Annotated in this window: 20 protein-coding genes; 13 read left to right on the top strand and 7 right to left on the bottom strand. The window is 68.8% G+C overall.

Going from position 1 to position 20,269, the window contains the following annotated elements:
* Positions 1–38 precede the first annotated feature (38 nt).
* The gene (locus AC3WL8_RS01695; RefSeq protein ID WP_013951868.1) at positions 39–1,019 is read left to right on the top strand and encodes a LysR family transcriptional regulator; all 981 of its coding nucleotides are present in this window, start codon (positions 39–41) and stop codon (positions 1,017–1,019) included.
* Between the two features lie 53 nt (positions 1,020–1,072).
* Here the strand turns inward: AC3WL8_RS01695 and AC3WL8_RS01690 are convergent, their stop codons facing one another.
* Positions 1,073–1,354 (bottom strand): hypothetical protein, encoded by a 282-nt coding sequence (locus tag AC3WL8_RS01690; protein ID WP_211979544.1) that lies wholly within the window; start codon positions 1,352–1,354, stop codon positions 1,073–1,075.
* Positions 1,355–1,494: 140 nt separating this feature from the next.
* Positions 1,495–2,058: a YggT family protein gene (locus AC3WL8_RS01685; protein WP_041228513.1), complete on the bottom strand. Its 564-nt coding sequence runs from the start codon at positions 2,056–2,058 to the stop codon at positions 1,495–1,497.
* Positions 2,059–2,297: 239 nt separating this feature from the next.
* Between AC3WL8_RS01685 and AC3WL8_RS01680 the strand changes: the two genes are divergently transcribed.
* Both AC3WL8_RS01680 and AC3WL8_RS01675 read left to right on the top strand, forming a co-directional pair.
* Positions 2,298–2,756: a MarR family winged helix-turn-helix transcriptional regulator gene (locus AC3WL8_RS01680; RefSeq protein ID WP_013951870.1), complete on the top strand. Its 459-nt coding sequence runs from the start codon at positions 2,298–2,300 to the stop codon at positions 2,754–2,756.
* 132 nt (positions 2,757–2,888) lie between these two features.
* A complete protein-coding gene (locus tag AC3WL8_RS01675; RefSeq protein ID WP_013951872.1) occupies positions 2,889–3,608 on the top strand; it encodes a glycine zipper 2TM domain-containing protein in 720 nt (239 codons plus the stop codon).
* Here the strand turns inward: AC3WL8_RS01675 and AC3WL8_RS01670 are convergent.
* The 3 genes from AC3WL8_RS01670 to AC3WL8_RS01660 all read right to left on the bottom strand — a co-directional run bounded on the left by AC3WL8_RS01670 (position 3,605) and on the right by AC3WL8_RS01660 (position 6,786).
* Positions 3,605–5,152: an acyl-CoA synthetase gene (locus tag AC3WL8_RS01670; protein WP_153954552.1), complete on the bottom strand. Its 1,548-nt coding sequence runs from the start codon at positions 5,150–5,152 to the stop codon at positions 3,605–3,607. The two genes, AC3WL8_RS01675 and AC3WL8_RS01670, sit on opposite strands and share 4 nt — an antisense overlap.
* Positions 5,153–5,264: 112 nt before the next feature.
* Positions 5,265–5,975: a dienelactone hydrolase family protein gene (locus tag AC3WL8_RS01665; RefSeq protein ID WP_153954553.1), complete on the bottom strand. Its 711-nt coding sequence runs from the start codon at positions 5,973–5,975 to the stop codon at positions 5,265–5,267.
* A 94-nt stretch (positions 5,976–6,069) separates the two neighbouring features.
* Positions 6,070–6,786, bottom strand: a complete 717-nt coding sequence (locus tag AC3WL8_RS01660) for a phospholipase D family nuclease (protein WP_238553110.1) — start codon at positions 6,784–6,786, stop codon at positions 6,070–6,072.
* 233 nt (positions 6,787–7,019) lie between these two features.
* On the opposite strand from AC3WL8_RS01660, the gene AC3WL8_RS01655 reads away from it, so the two are divergent.
* Complete coding sequence (locus AC3WL8_RS01655) at positions 7,020–7,226, top strand: dodecin (protein WP_013951876.1); 207 nt, start codon at positions 7,020–7,022, stop codon at positions 7,224–7,226.
* Between the two features lie 176 nt (positions 7,227–7,402).
* On the opposite strand, the gene AC3WL8_RS01650 is transcribed toward AC3WL8_RS01655, so the two are convergent.
* Together AC3WL8_RS01650 and AC3WL8_RS01645 are read right to left on the bottom strand one after the other, a co-directional pair.
* A complete protein-coding gene (locus AC3WL8_RS01650; protein ID WP_013951877.1) occupies positions 7,403–9,070 on the bottom strand; it encodes a ShlB/FhaC/HecB family hemolysin secretion/activation protein in 1,668 nt (555 codons plus the stop codon).
* A 183-nt stretch (positions 9,071–9,253) separates the two neighbouring features.
* Positions 9,254–10,681: a collagen-like triple helix repeat-containing protein gene (locus tag AC3WL8_RS01645; RefSeq protein ID WP_211979546.1), complete on the bottom strand. Its 1,428-nt coding sequence runs from the start codon at positions 10,679–10,681 to the stop codon at positions 9,254–9,256.
* Between the two features lie 730 nt (positions 10,682–11,411).
* Between AC3WL8_RS01645 and AC3WL8_RS01640 the strand changes: the two genes are divergently transcribed.
* The 9 genes from AC3WL8_RS01640 (at position 11,412) to AC3WL8_RS01600 (ending at position 20,244) form a co-directional block, all read left to right on the top strand.
* Positions 11,412–12,599 carry a collagen-like triple helix repeat-containing protein gene (locus AC3WL8_RS01640; RefSeq protein WP_211979547.1) on the top strand — a complete coding sequence of 396 codons (1,188 nt, stop codon included), beginning with the start codon at positions 11,412–11,414 and terminating at the stop codon, positions 12,597–12,599.
* 370 nt (positions 12,600–12,969) lie between these two features.
* Positions 12,970–13,149 (top strand): Flp family type IVb pilin, encoded by a 180-nt coding sequence (locus AC3WL8_RS01635; protein ID WP_013951880.1) that lies wholly within the window; start codon positions 12,970–12,972, stop codon positions 13,147–13,149.
* 24 nt (positions 13,150–13,173) lie between these two features.
* Complete coding sequence (locus AC3WL8_RS01630; protein WP_211979548.1) at positions 13,174–13,701, top strand: prepilin peptidase; 528 nt, start codon at positions 13,174–13,176, stop codon at positions 13,699–13,701.
* 72 nt (positions 13,702–13,773) lie between these two features.
* The gene (locus AC3WL8_RS01625; protein ID WP_013951882.1) at positions 13,774–14,250 is read left to right on the top strand and encodes a TadE/TadG family type IV pilus assembly protein; all 477 of its coding nucleotides are present in this window, start codon (positions 13,774–13,776) and stop codon (positions 14,248–14,250) included.
* A gap of 50 nt (positions 14,251–14,300) precedes the next feature.
* Positions 14,301–15,254, top strand: a complete 954-nt coding sequence (cpaB, locus tag AC3WL8_RS01620; RefSeq protein ID WP_211979549.1) for a Flp pilus assembly protein CpaB — start codon at positions 14,301–14,303, stop codon at positions 15,252–15,254.
* 19 nt (positions 15,255–15,273) lie between these two features.
* On the top strand, positions 15,274–16,719 hold the full coding sequence (locus tag AC3WL8_RS01615; protein ID WP_211982235.1) for a type II and III secretion system protein family protein: 1,446 nt from the start codon (positions 15,274–15,276) through the stop codon (positions 16,717–16,719).
* A gap of 46 nt (positions 16,720–16,765) precedes the next feature.
* Entirely contained in the window at positions 16,766–18,007 is a 1,242-nt protein-coding gene (locus AC3WL8_RS01610; protein ID WP_153954556.1) for a CpaE/TadZ family protein, read from the top strand.
* Between the two features lies 1 nt (position 18,008).
* Positions 18,009–19,325, top strand: a complete 1,317-nt coding sequence (locus AC3WL8_RS01605) for a TadA family conjugal transfer-associated ATPase (RefSeq protein ID WP_153954557.1) — start codon at positions 18,009–18,011, stop codon at positions 19,323–19,325.
* On the top strand, positions 19,318–20,244 hold the full coding sequence (locus tag AC3WL8_RS01600; protein WP_013951887.1) for a type II secretion system F family protein: 927 nt from the start codon (positions 19,318–19,320) through the stop codon (positions 20,242–20,244). The genes AC3WL8_RS01605 and AC3WL8_RS01600 overlap by 8 nt, the downstream gene beginning before the upstream one ends.
* Positions 20,245–20,269: the final 25 nt, after the last annotated feature.

Genomic DNA, 20,269 nt, shown 5'->3' with positions numbered 1-20,269 from the left:
CCGTCGGGAACTACAGCTTGTCAGGGAAACATTGTCCGGTGAACGAAACAATCCAATGGAATGATTGGGAGGCGTTCTGCTGCGTGGTCGAGCAGGGGACGTTCACGGCCGCGGCGGAGCAGCTGGACTGCCCCAAGTCGCGAGTCTCGGCCGCGGTGGCGCGGCTGGAAACCGCCATCGGCGCCAAGCTGCTGGAGCGCACCACGCGGCGCATGCGCCTCACGGATGCGGGCAAGGCGGTCTACCGCGATGTTGCCCCCTTGTTTGCGCGCCTGCGCGAGATTCGCCAGGAAACGCTGGCGCGTGAAGAGCGCGTACAGGGCGTGCTGCGCATCGCCACACCCTATGAGTTCGGCGCCCAGCAGCTGGGCGGCGTGATTTGCCGCACGCTGGCGGCGCACCCGGCGCTGGATGTGGCCGTGGAAATCACCCAGGGCCTGGTCGACCCGATCCGCGACGGGTTTGACGTGGCCTTTGTCGTCGTCGATACCGACCTGCCGGACTCGGGCACGGTGGCGCGCCGTATCTACCACGTCGAACGCGGCCTGTTTGCCGCGCCGGCGCTGGCGGACAGCCTGCCGGCGCAGCTGCGCCCGGAAGACCTGGCCAATATGCCGACGCTGACCACGCCCGGCGACACCGTCTGGGAATTCACCCGCGACGGCCAGACCGTGTCCGTGCCGATCCGTCCGCGCATGCAGACCCACAACGCCGAACTGCGCGTGCAGGGTGCGCTGGCGGGGCTTGGCATCGCCCGGCTGTCGGTCATTTATTGCGAGGCCGAGATTGCGCAAGGGCGGCTGGTGCGCGTGCTGCCGGACTACCCGCTGCCGCCGCTGCGCGTGTTCGCGCTGCTGCCGGACCGGCGGCTGCAGCCGCGCAAGGTGCGGGCCTTCATGGAAGCGATCGAATCGATGATGGTGTCCGAGCTGGAGCCCAACGCGGGCCTGGACGGGGGCATGGGGGCGGAAGCAGCCGCGAGCGGGCATGCTGAGGGAGAGGCCCACCCGGCGGGTTGAGGGCGCTGGCGGGCCGCCACGGCCGGGGCCGTGGCAAGGGAAGGGGCAGGGACTCAGGCGCCGTCGGTGAAGGCGTCGCGGCGGTCGGTGACATTGGCGCCGTCAGTGAACGGGTCAGGCTTGCCAACCCGCGCGCCATCGGTGTACGGATCGGGCTGGCCGATTTTGGCGCCGTCCAGGAACGGGTCGGCCTTGCCGACGTGGGCGATGCTGCCGTCCAGGCGGGCGATGTCGGAAACGGGTTCGGAGGCGTGGGCGGCGGCCGCGGAAAACGACAGGCTGACGGCGCACAGCAGGGAAAGCGCCAGGCTGCGGCGTTGGGTGATGGTCTTCATGATGTGTGGTCCTTCTAAGGCAGGGTACGTGGCGGAAGCGCCGCGGTGCCTGTAATGTAGGACTTCACACTGGGCAGAAAAAGGGGCAATTCTCGACACACTGTCCAGGACTCTGGACAATGTGCCGAGCCGCCGGTAGGTCAGTAGTGCATGCCGAAGATGCCGGCGCCCAGCCGCGCGATCACCATCAGCAGGATCTGCGCGATCACGAACAGCACGAGCGGCGAAACATCGAAGCCGCCCAGGCGCGGCACCACGCGCTGGATCGGGCGCAGCACCGGCGCGGTCAGGTGGTCGATGGCCGGGGTGACCGGCGAATGCGGGTTGACCCACGACAGGATCGCCATCAGCAGCGTGACCCACATCACCAGGCTGATCGCCCATTTCAGCACATAGAGCAGGGCGGTCAGCAGCATGGCCGGCAGGAAGCCCAGCAAGTCGATGCCGCTGATCAGCGCGACCAGCACCAGGAACACCACCGCGGTCAGCCAGGCGCCCACCACCGTGGCCCAGTCGATGCCGCCCAGCCCGGGGATGATCCGGCGCAGCGGGCGCACCAGCCAGTCGGTGATCTGGAACACTCCCTGGGAGACCGCATTGCGCGTAGGCAGCCGCGTGAGCTGCATCCACACGCGCAGCAACAGCGCCATGCCGAACAGGGTGAAGACGGTATCCAGCAGGAAGAGAGCGATTTCCGAGAACATCGGTGCGTTTTCCGGTGACGGGTGAAGGTGTCTGCAACCGCACAGATTCTGCCATAGCCGGACGCCGGCACCATGCAACTATGCGCCGGGCACGTGACCTGGCTGACAGGATTGTGCTGGCGGCGCGGTGCGCGGCCCCTATAATTGCGTGCGCCCCGGTTGCGGGACCGGCCGCGCGCCCGTGGTCTTGCGCGTTGTGCCTGCGCTTTCATCCTCCTTTGCGCTTTTTTCGCCACCTTATGCCCAGCAAGTCCGCCCCGTCCCGGAAATCCACATCGCTTACCAAGGCGGACTTCGAGGCGCTCTCGGATTTCCGCTACCAGTTGCGGCGCTTCCTGCGGTTTTCCGAAGATGCGGCGCGCGAGGAAGGGCTGACCGTGCAGCAATACCTGCTGCTGCTGCATATCCGCGGCTGTGCCGACAAGGACTGGGCCTCGATCGGCGAGCTGGCAGAACGGCTGCAGGCCAAGCAGCACGGCGTGGTGGCGCTGGTCAACCGTTGCGAGGCGGCGGGGCTGGTCAAGCGCCGGCTCAACCCCGAGGACCGCCGCGTCGTGCAGGTGCACCTGCTGGCCAAGGGCGAGCGCTACCTGAACCGCCTGGCGATGCTGCACCGGTCCGAGCTGGAATCGCTGCGCGGCGCTTTCCGCGTGGCCCGCATCACCCAGTTCAACGACGACGGCGCCGAGCGCGGTTGAGCCCCGGCAGGCCAGCACTGCCAGCCGGTTACAGGCAGTTACCAATCACAAGTTCCGGTGACACCCGCCGGCCGCCGGCGGCCCTAGACTCGCGCGCATTCCCCAATACGCGCAGCGCGCAGGAGTCCTGACATGTCGATCCCCTTTCGTTCGGTTGTGCTTGCGGTGCTTGGCGCCGGTGCGCTGGCCGGGTGTGCCTCGCCGTACGGTTACGACAACGGCTATGGCGGAGGGTACGGCGGCAGCTACGGTGGTGGCTATAACAGCAGCGGCTACGGCAGCAGCGGCTATGGCGGCAGCACCACCATCAGCGGCTACCCGGCGCAGCAGGGCTACCCGCAGGCATCGGGCTACCCGCAGGGGTATCCGCAGCAAGGGTATCCGCAACAGGGTTACCCGCAGCAAGGCTATCCCCAGCAGGAATACCCGCAGTCTTCCTACCCGCAGCAGCCGTATCCGCAGCAGTCATATCCGGACGGCAGCTATGGCAACAACCATGGCAACCAGGCCTATGGCGTGCGCTACGGCTGGGTCGAGGCGATCGAGGTGGTGCCCGGCCAGCCGCCTTCGACCAGCGGCGCGGGCGCCGTGGTCGGGGGCATCGTGGGCGGGCTGCTGGGCCACCAGGTCGGCGGCGGCCGCGGCAATACCGTGGCCACCATCGGTGGCGCCGTGGCCGGCGCGGTGGCCGGCAACGAGGTCGAGAAGCGCACCGGATCCTCGGCCGCGGCTTACCGCGTGCGCGTGCGCACCAGCGACAACGCCTACCTGACGCTGACGCAGTCCAATGCCTACCAGATGCGCATCGGCGACCGCGTCAAGGTCGAGAACGGCGTAGCCGTGCCGTACTAAGCCTGCGTGCCGAACAGCTGCGCGTAGTCCTCGCGCAGCTGGCGCTTGAGCAGCTTGCCCGCCGTGTTGCGCGGCAGGTCCGCGACGAACACGATGCGCTTGGGCACCTTGAACGGCGCCAGCGCCTGGCGGGCATGGGCGATCAGCTCCTCCTCGGCGGCGTCTTCATGGCCGCGCTTGCGCACCACGCAGGCGGCTACCGCCTCGACCCACTTCGGGTGCGGCAGCGCGAACACCGCTGCCTCGGCCACCGCGCCGTGGGTGTACAGGCACTCTTCCACCTCGCGGCTCGATACCAGCACGCCGCCCGAGTTGATCACATCCTTGATCCGGTCCACCACGTACAGGTAGCCCTCGGCATCCATATAGCCGAGGTCGCCGGAATGGAACCAGCCGCCGGTGAAGGCTTCGGCGGTCTGTTCGGGCTTGGCCCAGTATTCCGTCAGCAGTTGCGGCGAGCGATGCACGATCTCGCCCAGCTCGCCAGGCAGCACGTCCTGCATGGTCTCGTCGACGATGCGGGTCTCGACATTCAGCACCGGCCGGCCGGCGGACGCCGGGCGCCCCGCATGCTCGTCGGGCCCCAGCACCGTGGCCAGCGGCCCGATCTCGCTCTGGCCGTAGCAGTTGTAGAAACGCAGTGCCGGCAGCTTCTGCTGCAGCTCCAGCAGCACCGGCACCGGCATGATCGAGGCCCCGTAGTAGGCCTTGGTCAGCGACCCCAGCCGCGCCGGATCGAAGTCCGCATGGCGCAGCAGCGCGATCCACACCGTGGGCGGCGCGAAGAAGCTGGTGATGCCCTCGGCGTGGATGGTGCGCAGGCAATAGCCGGCCTCGGGGCTGTCGGCGATCAGCGTGGTGCCGCCGCACAGCAGCAGCGGCATCAGGAAGACATGCATCTGCGCCGAGTGGTACAGCGGCAGCGCGGCCAGCGAGTAATCCGACGCGCGGATATCGCAGGCGGCGATGGTGCTGCCGTATTCAGCGAGCAGCGCGCGGTGGGTCAGCACGGCGCCCTTGGGCGCGGAGGTGGTGCCCGAGGTGTACAGGATTTGCGCGGGCGTGTTGTCGGTCAGCGCTTCGGACACCGGTGAAACGGGGCCGTTGGCCGCCGCCACCAGGATATCGCGCACCTTGCCGCCATGCAGCGTGCCGCTGACCTTGCAGGGCAGGCCGTCGACGCGGTCGGCCAGCGCCGGATCGGCAAAGATTGCGCTGGCGCCCGATTGCGTGACGATGTACTCGGCCTCCGCGCGCGTCATCGAGAAATTGACCGGCACATGGATCAGGCCGCTGCGCAGGCAGGCCAGCCACAGCAGCACGTAGGCGTCGGAGTTCTTGCCGAAGGCGGCCACGCGGTCGCCGGGGCGCAGGCCCCATTGCGCCAGCGCGCCCGCCACGCGGGCCGCGGCCTCATCCAGCTGGCGGTAGGTCCAGGCCCGATCGCCGAAGCGGATCGCGGTCTTGCCCGGGCTGCGCCGCACGGCGCGGGCAATGGCGTCGGGGATGGTGTTGCGCAGGGCGCGCTGCTGCTCTGACTGCATGGTGGTCTCCATTGTTATGGTTTGGGGTCCAGCAAGTCTTGAAGCCAAGCGCCGAGGATAAAGGCTGCCGCCCGGCCATGGCAAGGCGGCAGCGGCTCTCGGGGATGAGGGACTACAGCGCTTCCGACAGGAACACCAGCGCGCGCCCATGCGCCAGCGCGGCGCTGGGCTGGTGGTAGGAGCCGCGCGCCCAGCAGTTGAAGCCGTGGTCCGCGCCCTCATAGACGAAGATCTCGCTGCCGGGTTTGCCGGTCATGGCGTCGCGCACGCCTTGCACGGCCCCTGGCGGGATATGCGCGTCGAGCGCGCCGTAGTGGAACTGCACCGGCACGCGGATGTTTGCCGCCTCCTGCAGCTGGTTCTGGATGCCGCCGCCGTAGTAGGGCACCGCGGCATCCACCAGTCCGCGCGCCGCGCTCAGGTACGACAGCAGGCCGCCGAAGCAGTAGCCCACCGCGGCCACCTTGCCGGCACCGGTGTGCTGGCGCAGCACCTGCACCGTGGCGGCGATATCGTCCAGCGCGGCCGGCACATCCACCGCCTTGCGCAGCGCCATGGCGCGCGCCATGTCGTCGCCTTCGTAGCCCAGTTGCACGCGCGGCGCCTGGCGCCAGAACACGTCTGGCGCCAGCACCGCATAGCCGTCGGCGGCGTACTGGTCCGCCACGGCGCGGATATGCTCGTTCACGCCGAAGATCTCCTGCAGCAGCACGATGCCAGGCGCGCCGGGCTGCACGCCTGCCGGCGGCAGGCTCAGGTAGGCATCGAAGCTGCCCGCGGCGGTGTCAACGCGGATCCACTGGCTGTCGGGGATGGCTGTCATGGGGAAAGGCTCCGGAAGGCTCTGAACAGGAAACCTGCAAGTTTGCCACTGCGCGCCAATTCATGCAGGGCAGGGCGCCCCGACGCTGCTGCCGTCAGTACGCGCGCGACTGCTTGTAGCGCTTGTTCCAGTTGTCGGTGTAGGCCCTGACCACGGCGGCGTCGCCGCGGATCAGCATGCCGTTCTCGGCGTTGCGCTCTTGCGCCGACTTGGTGAAGTTGAACGATCCGGTGAAGACTGCCTGGTCGTCGAACACCATCACCTTGTTGTGCGCGATCGCGGGCTTGTTGTCGATCACCACCGGCACGCCGGCGTGCTTGAGGTAGGTGGCGCTGGTATAGCGCTCGGACTGCTGGCTCTTGTCCAGGATCACGCGCACGTCCACGCCGCGCCGGTGCGCCTGTGCCACGGCCTCGGCAATCGGTGCGCTGGTGAACGAATAGGCCTGGATCAGCAGGCGATGGCGCGTGCTGCGGATGGCATTGACCAGCAGCGCCTGGCAACTCGCGCCATCGGGCACGAAGCACAGCGTGTAGCCGCTGCCATCGGCAAAGGGCCTGGCCGGCACCGGCTTCGCGTCCGGCGGCTGCGCCGGCTGGGCCGGCTTGCCGGCGCGCGTGGGAAAGTGGTTGGCGACGGCCTCGTTGAAGGTCTCGCTAATGCTGTTGGCGATGGTGTCGGTCACCTGGTCGAAGGTGGAAGCCGAGCGGGCGTGCGCCAGCAGCGCGAAGGGACTGAACGAGGTGAAGGCCGACACGGCGGCGGCCAGGCCCAGGCCCAGCACGGCCCGGCGAATGAATCTGTAGGTCACGGCGGATCTTTGCGTCGGTGAATGACAGCATGCGCGCGCCGCGCGCCGCATGCTGTCGGGGCGGGTCCGCAGCGTAGCAGCCGCATACGCCACTGGCAAAGCGTGATTGTGTAACAGGATCTGTGGCCGGCTATGCGGTGCAGCATCGGTGCGCCGCCGCTGCCCTTGGGACTATCCGCACCCGCGCCTATGATGGATGGAACCCCCGCGGGCCGCCCGCCAAGGAGAGGGATATGAGCAACCATACCTACAAGCTGGTCGAGATCGTCGGATCTTCACCCGATGGCTGCGACCAGGCCATCCAGAGCGCCATTGAAAAGGCCGGTGAAACCATCAAGAACATCGACTGGTTCGAAGTGGTGGAAACGCGCGGCCACATCACCAACGGCAAGATCGCGCACTACCAGGTCACGCTGAAGGTCGGTTTCCGCGTGACTTGAGTGCGGCGCCGCGCTTGCGCGGCGGTATCGCGCGACGGCACAGGCTGCGCTGCTTGTGCGGGTTGGTGCGCGTGCTCGCTCCAGACGCAGCCATCGGGATAAAAAAACGGCCGACGCGAGACTGCCGTCGGCCGGGTACAGGGAAACCTGGTGTCGTCAGCCCAAACGCGACCAGCTCAATCGAACTGGTACGAATAGGTCATGTTGATCCGCGGCGACCGATGGCTCGCATTGGTCGGCTTGTCACCCACCGGTTGTGCCACCGACAGGTCCAGCGTGTAGTAGCGCCGGTCCGAGAAGCGCGCGCCGATGGCCACCGACGACAGGCTGCGGTGCGACAGCGACACGCTGTTGGAGAACACGCGCGCCACGTCGGCCGACACATATGGCTGGATCGTGCGCAGGTAGGCCATGTCGGGCAGGAACAGGCGGCTGATTTCGGCCGAGGCCCCCCAGCCCTTGTCGCCCGCCACTTCGCCGGCGGGATAGCCCAGCCCGAAGAAGCGTCCGCCGAAGCTGATCTGCTCGCCCGAGGCCAGGCGGTCGCCGCTGTACTGGCCCGCCGCGGCCACGGTGAGGCCGAAGCCCGCCGGCAGGTCTTTCGACTGCGACAGCAGCAGCCGCGTGCGGAAGAAGCTCAGGTCGTTGGTATTGTTCTGGCGGCTCGCACCCAGCGCATCAAAGCCCTTGTACAGGCCCAGCGTGGCGTTGCGGCTCACGCCTTCGCCGCGCTGCGCGTAGGTCAGCTCCGCGGTGCCCACGCGCACGTTGGTGCCCAGCGTCACGCGCGTGCCGGTGGCGGTGTGGGTGTAGCGCTCGAACTGGTCGGCGCCGTAGAAGCCGCCGGTCAGCGTGAGCGAGTGTGCGTTGGACAGCAGCAGCGGATAGCTGAGTGAGCCGCCGATGCGCTTGGTGTCGTTGACGTAGCGAGGGTTGAACCCGATCGCCTCCAGCGTGGCGTTCTGCGGCACGCCGCGGTAGTGCGAGGCATTGAGCCGCGCGATCATGCCCTCGGTGCCGAGCGGCTGCGCGTAGCTGGCAGCGTAGTACTCCTCGTTGTCGCGGCCTTTGGGGAACAGCGCCGACACCGAGATCTGCTCGCCCAGCGGCGTCAGGCTGTTGGTAGTCGCGGTTGCAATCGCGCGCAGGCCCGGCGACATGTATTCGATGCCGGTGCCGAAGGTGAACGGCTTGCGCTTGACGTCGAGCACCATCTCGCAGGCGCCGTCGGTGGTGGTCGGCGGCTGCACCGTGGCCGCCACCTGCAGTCCGGGCTGCAGGGCCAGTGCATTGACGTAGTGTTCGAAACGGTCCTGGCGCAGCGGGCGGTCCTGCTGCAGCTTCTCGGCAATGGCGCGCAGCCGGCCCTCTGCCGGGCCCGCCTTGCCAGTGACCGTCACCTTGGCCACATAGCCTTCGACCACGGTGATCAGCACATCGCCGTTGGCAAAATCCTGCGCCGGCACGAAGGCGAACGAGAGCGGATAGCCACGGTCCTTGTACATCTGCGTCACCGTGCTGGCCGCTTCCAGCAGCTGTGCCACCGTGATCTCGCGATTGGCCAGCGGCTTGAACTGCGCGGCCACTTCCTCGAAAGGCAGCGTCTTCGCGCCCTCGATGCGAAAGCGCCGCGGTGTCAGGCGTGTATTGAGCAGGTCCTGCATGGCCGCCTGCGGCCGTTCGACCTGCACGGTCACGCTGCTGTCCGGCCGGGCCGGAGCGATCTTCGGGAGCGTCTGGGTCGGGTCGCCCTGGACCGGGCTGCGCGGATCGGCCTGGACCAGGCCGTGATGGAACGCGCCGACGCTGACCAGCAGCGCGGCAACGCGATGACGTGCACGCATGGTAATACCCCTGTAAGGAAATACTGCGGCTATTGACGTCGCGTGCCACTGGCGCGGGGATTGCCGCTACCCCCGGGCGCCTGCTGTCCGATGCTGCCGGCTTAGCGCGTGGCCGCTACGTTGAACCTGGTGTGCTCCGCTGCCCGCGATCAGGCGATCGCCCGGGCAGCGGCTGAGACTGGATTACTTCTGGCCGAGCGCGCCGGTCAGGCCGCCCAGCAGGCCGCCCACCAGACCGCCGATCGGGCCGGTGGCGCCGGTGGTCGAACCCTTGCTTGTGGTGCTGCCCGCGGTGGAGGTGGCGCCGCCGGTCACGGCGGCGACAACATTGGTGACGGGGGCCAGCGGGCTGGTGGTGCCCGTGCCCGCCGCGGCGCCGGAGACGCCGCCAACCACGCCATTCACCACGCCGCTGACGGCGGTGGTGACCGGTGCCAGCGGCGAACCGGTGCTGCCGCCGGTGGCACTGCCAAGGCCGCCGGTGATGGTGCTGACCAGGCTGGTGACAGGCGCCAGCGGCGAACCCGTGCCGCCGGCGCCTGCACCGCCAGTCAGCCCCCCGGCCAGCGCAGTCACCGGTGCCAGTACCGGGCTCAGCGCGCCCAGGCCGCCGCCGCTGGCGGGCCCGTTCACTGCGCCGCCCAGCGATGCCACGGTCGTGCCGGTGGCGTTCACCACGCCGCCGATGCCCGAGACCACCGGCGTGTTGGTCTGTTGCAGCTTGGTGCCGGCCGTGGCCAGCGCACCGCCCACGGTCGCCAGCAGCCCGCCGGTCGGAGCGCCCAGGCCCGTGGCCGCGCCCAGCGTCTGGGTGGCGCCGGTCAGCTGCGAAGTGATCGGCACGATCAGCTTGCTGGTGGTAGTGGTCACTTGCTCGACCGCGCCGGTCGACAGCACCGTGGTCAGCGTGCCGCCGGTGCTGGTCACCGTGTCGCCCAGCTTGTCCACCACCGTGCCCAGCGGCGAAGTCAGCGGCGCCAGCGGCGCGAGCTGGCCGGTGCCCAGCCCGCTGACAGCGGTGCCGGCGCTGGACACTCCCTTGCCGAGTTCGGTGACCACATTGCCGGTGCTGGCGACCGTGGTGCCAACCGGGTTGGTCGAATTGGGGATGCTGCCCAGGCCCGCTTGCAGGCCCGCGGCCAGCGCGCCCACGGCATCGCCGGTGGAGGCCACCACGCCGCCCAGGCCGCTTTGCGTCTGCGTCGGCACCAGCGGCAGGTTGGCGCTGCCGAGCTGGTTGCCGAGGTCGGTGACGGTGCTGCCCGTATTGCCCAGCACCGTGCCGGCATTGTTGATGACCGTGGCGGTCGGGGTCAGCGAGGTGGGCGTTTCGCCGCCGCCAGTGTTGCCGCCGTTGCCACCCGTTCCACCGGTGCCGCCGGTACCACCCGTGCCGCCGCCCGTGCCACCGGTACCGCCGCCGGCCAGGTCGGTGCTGCCGCCGGAGCCACCCATGCCGCCAGTGCCATCGGTTCCCGTAGTCTTAGTGCCGCCATTGGTGCCCGCCGTATCGCTGGTGCCCATGGAGGTCGATCCGCTGCCGCTGGCGCAGCCACCCAGGGCCAGCAAGGTTGCGAGGAGTGCCGTTACGGCGAGTTGTTGTTTGCGCATGTTCTGTTCCCTCATTCCCGTCGTTTAAATCGCTCGGCCGCGCAACGCGTTCGCTTTCTGCGTGCGGCGGTGACGGATATGGCGCAATCGGTATGCCAGCGCCGCGACGCGTCCCGGAAGGGACCCTGCGGAATTCGGGTGTGGTGCCCGCAAAGCCTTGCCGGGCGCGGTTCCCAGGGGAGTGGCGGGAACCGCTTGCGGCGCCGCCGGGGACGGGGTGTCGGGGCGGCTGCGCGTTACGCGTTACGTAACGTGTGGCGTCTGCAGGGAACAAAACAGCCGGAACGGCGGGCCATGCGGCGATGGCGACCCAGCCAGGAAAGCGCGCCGTGCCGTGCGCTGCCACCGCCCTCCCGCCACGGTCATCCGCGCCGCCGTGTTCCCGTGTTCCAGGAACACGTTACGTAGCACGTAACACGTCAGGCCCGCGCCGCAACGGCGTTTGGGCCCAGCACGTGGCTACCCCGGACCCCGGCAATCCGCGCCAGGCAAGGCTTGCAGCGCCGCGGCCGGTTCCGTGCCGGCACCGCCGGCGCCGCTGGCACGGGCCTTGCCATTTGTTGTCCAGACGCGCCGACGATCCCGCGTTCCACTGTCTTGCCGTGCCGGTTCGGAGCGGTCCGCCAGAGGAACAAAGCGGGACTCCGGGGAGGCTCGTCGGCAATCCCATGCGGCGCACATAAGACAAGACGGCCGGCAGCACCGTGGCCAACAAGACAGGAGAAGGACAATGCAAACCAAGCATCCGTCGCAGCATTCCATGACCTCACTGGCCGCGGCCGGCGTGGCCGCTATTGCCTTGCTGATGGCAGGCTGTTCGTCGAGCGGTGGCGGCAGCGGCGCCAATCCGCGGCCGAACAGCAACATCGACACGCCGGTCACGCCGGGACCGTCCGCATCGGGCGAGACCACGCCCACCGCCAAGGTGACCGAAGGCGCGGGCAATACCGTGGTGGCCACGGGCAATGCCATCAGCGAGGTCGGCAAGAGCATCCAGGAAGCGCCGCTGCCGTTGCTGCCCACCAAGGCGCGCGAAGGCGCCGGCGACGTGGTGATCAATGCCGGCAGGGCCGTTGGCTCGCTCGGCGCGGGCGTGCGCGACGGGCTGGGGCAGATGGGTTCGGTCGACAACCCGGTTGGCGTGACGGTTGCCAGCACCAGCAATGTGGTCCACGACGTGGGCGAGACGCTGATCAGCGGCGGCGACCTGGTATACGGCCTGGGCACCGAGAAGCTGGCACCACTGGCGCCGGTGACCGAGCCGGTGGGCGGCCTGGTCAGGCACGTGGGCATCGCGGTGCACGATAGCAGCGGCAAGGTGCACAGCGTGCTGTCCGAAGGCCCGGTCGCGCAGGTCACGAATTCGGTCAGCAAGGTCATCGTGCCGCTGACCAGCAAGGTCACCGACGGCACGCAGACCCTGGGCGCGGTCACGCACCTGGGCGATCCGGCCAACGGCCTGCTCTACAAGGTCGGCAATACCGCGGCTGCCGGCGGCAGCATGATCAGCAACAGCCACGCGCCGGTGGTCTCGCCGCTGGGCGGCGTGGTGACTGAGGCCGGCAAGACGGTCGCGGCCGCTGGCGCGCTCCTCAACGGCAATGGTCAGGGCGGCGGCAACCCGCTTGGTGGCCTGCTGAACAACCTGCCGCTGGCAGGCGCGGGCGGCGGGTACGGCGGCGATGGCGGCCATGGCGGCAACCCGCTCGGCGGCGTGGTGAACAACCTGCCGCTGGCCAAGGTCGCCGGCGGAGGTGAGGGCGGCTCCGCGGGCGGCGCGCTCAGTCCCGTGACCGCGCTGCTGGCGCCGGTGACCGGGCTGGTCGGCGGGCTGAAGCAGGGCGCTCAAGACAGCCAGGGTGGCAGCGGCGACGTCAAGACGCTGCAATTGCCGCTGGTGGGTGGCCTGCTGCGCTGAAATGTCTCATACCGGCTAGGTGTTTTCACGGTGCGCTGTCGCTCATCACCCCGTCGCAGCGCATCTTTTTATTTTGGCTGGCATTGCGGCCGCAATGACCGCAATGCCAGCTTGCAGGCCGGTTCCCGGCCTGCAAGCCTGTTCTTTGACAACCTGTGACCCGGGCGTGCCGGGTCGTTTCAAACGCATGTCTTAACCCCTTTGGGTCATTGCTATCACCCATAGGAGGGGTATGGTTGAGACATTCCATATCTTAAAAAGAAAACGCAGCAAGCGTGAAATGTCGATAAAAGAGCGGGCCACAGAGCACCGTGATAATCGAACGGGGGAAGCGTGATCGCGGCTTCTTAGATCACTCGGGAGTGACAACATGAAACGACTCATTGCACGCTTTATTAAAGATGAGCGCGGGGCGACGGCTATCGAGTATGGCTTGATCGTCGGGCTCGTCGCTTTGGCCATCGCAGTCGGCGCCGGCCAACTCGGCACAGAACTCAACGCCAGCTTCACCCGGCTCTCAGTCAAGGTTTCGGGATGGTTCGTCAATTGAGCAGGCCGAAACCATAAGACCGGCGTGATTTCCGCGCTCCTCTGCGCGGCGACCCTCTACACAGATCTTGCCTACCGGCGCGTTCCCAACGCCTTGCTGGCGGCCGCCGTGCTAGTCCTCGGACTTGCACTGCTCGCCGGGCAGGCCACGGAACTGCCGCTGGCCGCGCGTCTGACCGGCGCGGGGCTGGGTCTTGCCGTCACGCTGCCGGCGTACGCCCTCGGGCGCATGGCCGCAGGGGACGTCAAGTTCCTGGCGGTGGTGGGCCTGTTCACCGGCCCGCAAGGACTGGTGGTGGCATGGGTCGTCGGCAGCCTGCTCGGGCTGGTGCACGCGCTGCTGGCGCTGGCACTGGACAGCAGCGTACTGGCCGCGCTTCGGCAGCGGGCCGCGGCACGCCTGCGCGTGGCAGCCAGCACGCCGGCTACGGAGCAAGCCTTGCATCACCAGGACAGACCCATTCCAACGGCGCAGTTTTCGCGGGCGCGCGGCATTCCATATGCCGCGTACCTGGCCGTGGGCGTGCTGGTCTGGATGGCCGCGGGCCAATAGCCGGACAGGCCACGGGCAAGCAGGCTGCGTCGCCGGTCGGCGCGAAAGAACACCAAAGGACCGGGGTTTCAGATGTTGCTGCACGCAAGGGCCAACAGGGGGATCAACCGACGCCGCCACGGCGCCGGCAGCGCTGCGATCGAGTTTGCGATCGTGGCGCCGGTGCTGCTCGCCATCGTGATCGGCATCATTTACTACGGCGTGATGCTGGCGCTGCAGCAGGTGCTGACGCTGGCCGCCGAGGAAGGCGCGCGCGCTGCGCTGCGCTATCCAGCGGGCGTTTCCGGCTCAGGCCTCGCGGCCACGCAGGGCGCGCGCGTCGATGCCGCGGCAGCGATGGCGCGGGGCACGCTTCCCACCTCCATCAGGAATCTGCTGCCCCCCGGCAACGTTGCGCAGGCGGTGCCCTGCGCGCCCGGTTCCACCGATGTCTGCGTGCAGGTCACGCTGAACCTTCCCACCACCAACATCCTCCCCGCCGTGCCGATGGTCCCGATCCCCGCGATGCTGTCGGGCTCGGCCATGGTCCAGCTTTCTCCTGATATCTGAGCCGCCATGCCGCGACGCCCCCACGCCATGCTCATCCCAAGGAATCCCGCATGACCAGCAAGCAGATCCGACTCCTGGCGGGGGTGCTGCTCGGCCTGGCCCTGCTGCTTGCGCTGCTGGCGTGGCAGGTGGGCCGCCAGCCGGCCCAGGTGCCCGCGGCGTCGAATGCGGCCAGGCCGCTGCATCCGGTGGTGGTGACCACGCGCGCGGCGGAAGCAGGCAAGCCGCTTGACGCCGATGCGCTCAAGGTAGAGATGCTGCCCATCGATCCCGCCGGCGCCTACAGCGAGGTGGCACGCGTGACCGGGCAGGTGCCGCTGCTGGCACTGGGTGCCAACGTGCCGGTGCTCGAAAGCCAGTTGCTGGCCGGCCTGGCCACGCAGGTGCGGGAGGGCGAACGCGCGGTGGCCGTGTCGGTCGATGAAGTCATCGGCGTCGGCAACCAGGTGCAGCCGGGCGACTATGTCGATGTCTTCCTGGTGCTGCGCCGCGACCAGCAGGAGATCCCGGAAAGCCAGGCGCGCATGCTGCTGTCGCGCCTGCGCGTGCTGGCCTATGGCGTCGCCTCGGTCAACCGGCCGCAGAACGCCAAGCCGGAGCAGATGATGGCGCGCCAGGAAGGCGCCAAGACCGCGGTGCTGTCGGTGCCGCTGGAGCAGGTCAGCTGGCTGGCGATGGCGCAGCAGTCCGGGCGCCTGCTGCTGGCGCTGCGCAATCCGCAGGATGAAGCCATGCCCAGCGACGGCATGTTTGCCGAACCCCAGCCCGCGCTGGCCGCGCGCGCCGGCGTTCCCGCCGACGCGCCGCGCGCCGCCCCCGACAAGGCCATGGCCGGCGTGGTGCTGTCCGGCCTGGCTGCTACCACCGGTGCCTCTGCCCCCCGCGCGCCGGTGGCAGCCCCGGTGCCGCGGCCGTTGCAGGTTGCCGCGCCGCCCGCGCCAGCCCTGGCAAGACAAAGCGCAGGCGTGGAAGTGATCCGCGCGGGCAAGCGCGAGATCGAATAAGAACGTGGGCGCCGACCTTATGCATATCCAGAAGAACCAGGCCCGGAAGTACCAGGCCCGGAAGTACCCCCATTCGGCGGCCCTGCGCCGCAGGCTGATGCAGCTCGCGCTGGCCGCGATGCTGGCCACTACCGCGTGGTGCGCACTGGCGCCGCGCGCACAGGCGCAGGAAGCCGTGAACGCACGCCAGTTGCGCCTGCTGGCCGGCGCGCAGAAGGAGATCCGCAGCGCGCAGCCGGTGGAGCGCGTGGCGGTGGGCAACCCGGCGGTGGCCGATGCGCTGGTGCTGCGCACACGCGGTGCCCCCAGCGTGCTGCTGGTGGCCAAGCAACCCGGTGTGACCGACGTGATGGTGTGGACGCGCGGCGGCGCCGAGCCTCTGACTTACAACGTGCAGGTCGATGCCATCGCGCCCGATGCCGATGCCGATGGCGCGAAGCTCGGCTATTCCGCGGCCGGTACCACCATCACCGGGCAGTCGCCCGATGCCTATGCCGCGGCGCGCGCGCAGGCCGCTGCGCGCGCGGCCACCAACGGCAAGAGCGATGGCAAGCCCGGCCTGGTGGTGGACCGCTCGACCGTGCCGCTCTCCGGCACCGTGCAGGTCGACGTCAAGGTGGTGGAGATCAGCAAGACCGTGCTCAAGGAAGTCGGCATCAACTTCTTCCGCAACAACTCCGGCTTTGCCTTCGGCACGTTCTCGCCATCGACGCTGAACAAGTTCACCTTTACGCCCGGCAGCGGCGGCGCGCCGGGCAGTTTCAGTGCCGACATCGCGTCGCCGATGAGCAATGCCTTCAACCTGGTGGCCGCGTCGCTGACGCACGGCATCTTCGCCAATATCAGCCTGCTGGAGGCCAACGGTCTGGTGCGCGTGCTGGCCGAGCCCAGCCTGGTGGCGCTGTCTGGCCAGAGCGCCAGCTTCCTGGCCGGCGGCGAGATCCCGATCCCGGTGCCGCAGGCGCTGGGCACGACCACGATCCAGTTCAAGCCGTTCGGCATCGGGCTGACGGTGTCGCCCACGGTGCTGTCGGCCGACCGCATCGCGCTGAAGGTGGCACCGGAGGCAAGCGACCTCGACCCCTCGCGCGGCATCTCGATCAATGGCGCGGTGGTGCCCGCCATCGTCACGCGGCGCGCCGACACCACGGTGGAGCTGGGTGACGGCGAGAGCTTCGTGATCGGCGGGCTGGTCAGCCGCAACACCGTCAGCAACGTCAACAAGGTGCCGGTGCTGGGCGACCTGCCGGTGATCGGCGCCTTCTTCAAGAACCTGAATTTCCACCAGGAAGACCGTGAGCTGATGATCGTCGTCACGCCGCGCCTGGTGAAGCCGCTGGCCAAGGGCGCGCCGGCGGCGCAAGCGGTTGGTGCCGACGGCCGCACTAGCGGCAACCCCAATGTATGGGGCTGGTATGTGCTGGGCGAATACGCGGACCCGACTTTGCCGGGTTTCTCAAAATAGCCGCCGGCCGTGCCGGCAGGCATGGCCAACGGCTTGAGGCAGAGAGATGGACTATTTTCTGTTGCATGCAACGCAGGGCGAAGTGAAGGACTGGCTGGGCAGGGTCCTGGGCGGGCTGGGCACGCTGGTGGCTGAAGGCGGCGCCCAGGAAGCCTTTCTCGAGCGCGCGGCCCAGCTGCGCCCGGGGCTGGTGTTCCTGCATTTCTCGACGGAACTGGCCGGCGCGTCGGCGCGGCTGGGCGAGCAGCTGCTGCGGCTCTTCCCAGGCCTGCCGCTGGTCGCGGTGGGCCACGCCGACGAGCCCGGCATCATGCTGGCGGCGCTGCGCGTGGGCGTGAAGGACTTTATCGACCTGCGCGACGCGCCGGCCGATGCCGAGGCCGTGGTCAAGCGCCTGGCCGTGCCGGGCGAGCAGGTGCGCCCGGCCCAGTCGGCGCGCCAGGGCAAGATCGTGGCGCTGCTGGGCGCACGCCCCGGCGTGGGCGTGACCAGCCTGGCCGTGAACCTGGCGGCGGCGGCACGCCGCCACCTGCCGCTGAACGAAAAGACCGATGCGCGCGCCGAAGTGCTGCTGCTGGACCTGGGCCTGCCGGCGCGCGACGGCGCGCTGTACCTGAACCTAAGTCCGGGCTTCCACTTTGTCGAGGCGGTGCGCAACCTGCGCCGCTTCGACCAGGTCTTCGTGCAGACCGCGCTTACGCGCCACGGCAACGGCGTGTGCGTGCTGCCCCTGCCCGCGGCGCTGGGCGAGCTGCGCGACATCTCCTACTCCGAAGCCAGCAGCCTGCTGGAGCGGCTGCGCGCGTTCTTCGACATGCAGATCATCGACCTGGGCGGCTTCGGCAATGCCGAATTCACCGCGCAAATCTTCAAGGCCGCCGACAGCGTGGTGCTGGTAGCCGACCAGAGCGTGGGCGCGATCGTCTCGGCCGCGGAGCTGGTGCATGAACTGCGCGCGCGCGAGGTGGAGCGCGACGACCTGCACCTGCTGGTGTCGCGCTTCGATGCGCGCCTGGGCGTGGATGCCGCGCAGATCGCGCAGCGCTTGGGCGTGCAGTCGGTGGGCACGCTGCCTGACAGCCGCGCGCCGCTAGTGCTGGCCATGAACCGCGGCGCGGTGCTGGCCGACGACGATCCGCACGACCCCTATGTGCGCGCGCTGGCCGACCTGCTGGCGCGACTGGGCTACCGCGCGGCGCAGGCCAGGGAAACCAGCCTGCTGGCGCGGATGAAGGACAAACTGCCTGAGGCGCTGCGCGCGGTGCGCGTGGCACGCACTGGAAGCTGACATGACGCAAGCGATTGAATTCTCCGACAATACCCCCGCACCGTTCCCGGTCTCGCAGGAATTCCAGAACATCAAGGAAGCGGCGCACGAGCACCTGCTGACCCGCATCGAAGAGCTTGGCGCGGAGTTCGGCCGCTGGTCGCGCACCGCGATCCAGCGCTTTGTCGACCTGGAGCTAGAGAGCTTTACCCGGTTGCGCCGCATCCCCATCAACGAGGCCGAGCTGCGCCAGATTGCCGAGGCGCTGACCAAGGAGCTGGCCGGCTTCGGGCCGATCGAAGACCTGCTCAACGACCCCGCGGTGGAAGACATCCTGGTCAACGGCCACCTTGACGTCTACGTGTCGCGCCACGGCGTGCTGGAGCGCATCCCGGTGCGCTTTACCGACAGCGGCCACCTGCTGCGCATCGTGCGCCGCATCCTGGCGCCGATCGGCAGGCGGCTGGATGAGTCCAACCCGATGGTCGATGCGCGCCTGCCCGACGGCGGCCGCATCAACGTGGTGATCCCGCCGCTGGCGCTGGAAGGCCCGGTGGTGTCGATCCGCAAGTTCCGCAAGGACCCGATGACGCCTGCTGACCTGCAGGCGCTGGGCACCATGAGCCCCGAGATCTGCGACCTGCTGCAGGCCGCGGTGCAGGCGCGCTGCAATATCCTGGTGAGCGGCGGCACCAGCTCGGGCAAGACTTCGCTGCTCAACGCGCTGGCCACCTTCGTGCCGACCACCGAGCGCGTCATCACCATCGAGGACACCGCCGAGCTGGCGCTGAACCACCCGCACGTGGTGCGGCTGGAAAGCCGTCCCGGCGGCTTCGAGGGCACCGGCGTGGTGTCGATCCGCGACCTGCTGCGCAACAGCCTGCGCATGCGTCCGGACCGCATCATCGTGGGTGAAGTGCGCGGCGGCGAGGTGCTGGAAATGCTGCAGGCGATGAGCACCGGCCACGACGGCTCGATGGGCACCATCCACGCCAGCAGCCCGCGCGAATGCCTGTACCGGCTGGAGATGCTGGCCGGTTTTGCCGGCTTCCAGGGCAGCGAGGCGAGCCTGCGCCGGCAGATCGCCAACGCCATCGACTTCATCGTGCAGATCGCGCGGCTTTCCAACGGCAAGCGCCGCATCGTCTCGATCACCGAGATCACCGGGCTGGGCGACAACATCATCTCCACCCAGGAGCTGTACCGCCACGAGCCCTTCATGAACCCGGACGGCACCGAGACCGACCGCTGGCTCTCGCTCGGCCTGCTGCCGCACTCGCCCAAGCTGGCGCGCATGCGCGGACAGGGCTTCATGCTGGACGATCGCTTCGATGTCTAGCGCCACGCTGCTGCTCGCCGCCATGGCCCTGGTCATCACCGGCCTGGGCCTGCTGCTGCTGGCCAGCGCGCAGGCGCGTGCACGCCGCGAGCAGCAGCAGGCCTTCCTGCAGGCGCAGACCGAGCAGGTGCGCCTGCGCTATGCGCAGGCGCCGGATCCGGCGCTGCAAGCGCCCGCGCGCGACCTGCGCCGCCGCTGGGACGACTTTCTGCGGCGTGCCGACCTGGCGCCGACGCGACGCACCGCCATCGTCTGGATCACGCCGGTGGTGCTGTGCACGCTGGCCGGCGCCGTGGCGGGGCAATGGCTGGGCGCGGTGTCGGCCCTCATCGTGGCGCTGGCCGTGGCGGCGTTCGCGGCATGGAACCGCGTGCGCCGCCTGCACAAGAAGCTGCTGTCGCAACTGCCCGGGTTCCTGGACGGCGTGGTGCGGCTGATGACGATCGGCAGCAGCGTGCCGGCGGCGTTCCAGAACTCCATCGCCAATACCGAGGCGCCGCTGCGCCAATGCCTGGTGCAGGCCATACACCTGCAGCGCGCGGGCAAGGAGCTGGACCAGGCGGTGCTGCAGGTCGGGCGCGTGTACAAGGTCGAGGAACTGGTGCTGGTGGCTTCCGTGCTGCGCCTATCAGTGCGCTACGGCGGCCGCGCCGATGTGGTGATGGAGCGCACCGCCGCCTTTATGCGCGACCGCGAACAGGCCCAGCGCGAGCTGATGGCGCTGTCGGCCGAGACCCGGCTGTCGGCGTGGATCCTGGGGCTGCTGCCGCTGGTGGTGGCCGGCGGCCTGTTCATGCTGAACGCGGGCTACATCATGATGATGTGGAAGGACCCCACCGGCAAATCGATGCTGCTGTCGGCCCTGGCGCTGGAAATTGCCGGGGCGTTCATGCTGTACCGGCTAGCCAAGTCGATCTGAGCGGCATGCCAGCACGCAGACAAGA

It is taken from the genome of Cupriavidus sp. FW305-F7, assembly GCF_058782875.1.
This window is presented reverse-complemented; position numbering and strand designations above follow the sequence as displayed.

Coding starts and splice junctions, on each gene's coding strand:
- AC3WL8_RS01690 (WP_211979544.1), bottom strand. CDS start 1,354: ATGAAGACCATCACCCAACGCCGCAGCCTGGCGCTTTCCCTGCTGTGC.
- AC3WL8_RS01685 (WP_041228513.1), bottom strand. CDS start 2,058: ATGTTCTCGGAAATCGCTCTCTTCCTGCTGGATACCGTCTTCACCCTG.
- AC3WL8_RS01680 (WP_013951870.1), top strand. CDS start 2,298: ATGCCCAGCAAGTCCGCCCCGTCCCGGAAATCCACATCGCTTACCAAG.
- AC3WL8_RS01675 (WP_013951872.1), top strand. CDS start 2,889: ATGTCGATCCCCTTTCGTTCGGTTGTGCTTGCGGTGCTTGGCGCCGGT.
- AC3WL8_RS01670 (WP_153954552.1), bottom strand. CDS start 5,152: ATGCAGTCAGAGCAGCAGCGCGCCCTGCGCAACACCATCCCCGACGCC.
- AC3WL8_RS01665 (WP_153954553.1), bottom strand. CDS start 5,975: ATGACAGCCATCCCCGACAGCCAGTGGATCCGCGTTGACACCGCCGCG.
- AC3WL8_RS01655 (WP_013951876.1), top strand. CDS start 7,020: ATGAGCAACCATACCTACAAGCTGGTCGAGATCGTCGGATCTTCACCC.
- AC3WL8_RS01650 (WP_013951877.1), bottom strand. CDS start 9,070: ATGCGTGCACGTCATCGCGTTGCCGCGCTGCTGGTCAGCGTCGGCGCG.
- AC3WL8_RS01645 (WP_211979546.1), bottom strand. CDS start 10,681: ATGCGCAAACAACAACTCGCCGTAACGGCACTCCTCGCAACCTTGCTG.
- AC3WL8_RS01640 (WP_211979547.1), top strand. CDS start 11,412: ATGCAAACCAAGCATCCGTCGCAGCATTCCATGACCTCACTGGCCGCG.
- AC3WL8_RS01635 (WP_013951880.1), top strand. CDS start 12,970: ATGAAACGACTCATTGCACGCTTTATTAAAGATGAGCGCGGGGCGACG.
- AC3WL8_RS01625 (WP_013951882.1), top strand. CDS start 13,774: ATGTTGCTGCACGCAAGGGCCAACAGGGGGATCAACCGACGCCGCCAC.
- cpaB (WP_211979549.1), top strand. CDS start 14,301: ATGACCAGCAAGCAGATCCGACTCCTGGCGGGGGTGCTGCTCGGCCTG.
- AC3WL8_RS01615 (WP_211982235.1), top strand. CDS start 15,274: ATGCATATCCAGAAGAACCAGGCCCGGAAGTACCAGGCCCGGAAGTAC.
- AC3WL8_RS01610 (WP_153954556.1), top strand. CDS start 16,766: ATGGACTATTTTCTGTTGCATGCAACGCAGGGCGAAGTGAAGGACTGG.
- AC3WL8_RS01605 (WP_153954557.1), top strand. CDS start 18,009: ATGACGCAAGCGATTGAATTCTCCGACAATACCCCCGCACCGTTCCCG.
- AC3WL8_RS01600 (WP_013951887.1), top strand. CDS start 19,318: ATGTCTAGCGCCACGCTGCTGCTCGCCGCCATGGCCCTGGTCATCACC.